The following is a 1,101-nucleotide window of genomic DNA, read 5'->3' as shown; positions in this document are numbered from 1 at the left end:
GGCCATTACCCAGACCGTGCAGTGCGTGGCCGGGGTCACCGACTTTGCGGTGCAGCGCATCAAGGCCGAGCTGCTGCCCAAATACCCCAACGTGGATGATGTGGTGGCGCTGGAGCACACCTATGGCTGCGGCGTGGCCATCGACGCGCCGGGGGCCGAGATCCCCATCCGCACCCTGCGCAACATCAGCCTGAACCCCAACTTCGGCGGCGAGGTGATGGTGGTCAGCCTGGGCTGCGAAAAGCTGCAGCCCGAGCGCCTGATGCCGCCTGGCACCATTCCGCTGATCGACGAACGTGCCCCCCCTCCTCCCTTGGACCTGGTGTGCCTGCAAGACGATGCGCACGTGGGCTTCATGTCCATGGTCGAATCCATCATGCGCCAGGCCACCGCGCACCTGGAGCGCCTGAACGCCCGCCGCCGCGTCACCGTGCCTGCTGCTGAGCTGGTGGTGGGTGTGCAGTGCGGCGGCAGCGACGCGTTCAGCGGTGTCACTGCCAACCCCGCCGTGGGCTATTGCACCGACCTGCTGGTGCGCGCCGGGGCCAGCGTGATGTTCTCGGAAACCACCGAGGTGCGCGACGGCATTGACCAGCTCACCTCCCGCGCCAGCAGCCCCGAAGTGGCGGAAGCAATGATTCGCGAAATGGCCTGGTACGACGCGTATCTGCAGCGTGGCAAGGTAGACCGCAGCGCCAACACCACGCCCGGCAACAAAAAAGGCGGCCTGTCCAACATCGTCGAAAAAGCCATGGGCTCCATCGTCAAGAGCGGCTCGGTGGCCATCACCGGTGTGCTGTCACCCGGCGAAAAGCTCCAACAAAAAGGTTTGACCTACGCCGCCACCCCGGCCAGCGACTTCATCTGCGGCACGCTGCAACTGGCCGCGGGCATGAACCTGCACGTGTTCACCACCGGGCGCGGCACGCCCTACGGCCTGGCTGCCGTGCCGGTCATCAAGGTGGCCACCCGCAGCGACCTGGCCCGCCGCTGGCACGACCTGATGGACGTGAACGCCGGGACCATTGCCGACGGCGCGGCCAGCATCGAAGACGTGGGCTGGGAACTGTTCCAACTGATGCTGGAAGTGGCCAGTGGCCG

Annotated in this window: 1 protein-coding gene; it reads left to right on the top strand. The window is 66.4% G+C overall.

What is annotated here, in order from left to right:
* Positions 1 to 1,101 (top strand): UxaA family hydrolase (locus tag AC097L_RS25810; RefSeq protein ID WP_479589545.1); only part of this gene is annotated, 1,101 nt, incomplete at both ends.

It is taken from the genome of Rhodoferax sp. RT5P35 (assembly GCF_056521385.1).
The sequence above is the reverse complement of the archived record's forward strand: the minus strand, read 5'-3'. Positions and strand labels throughout refer to the sequence as shown.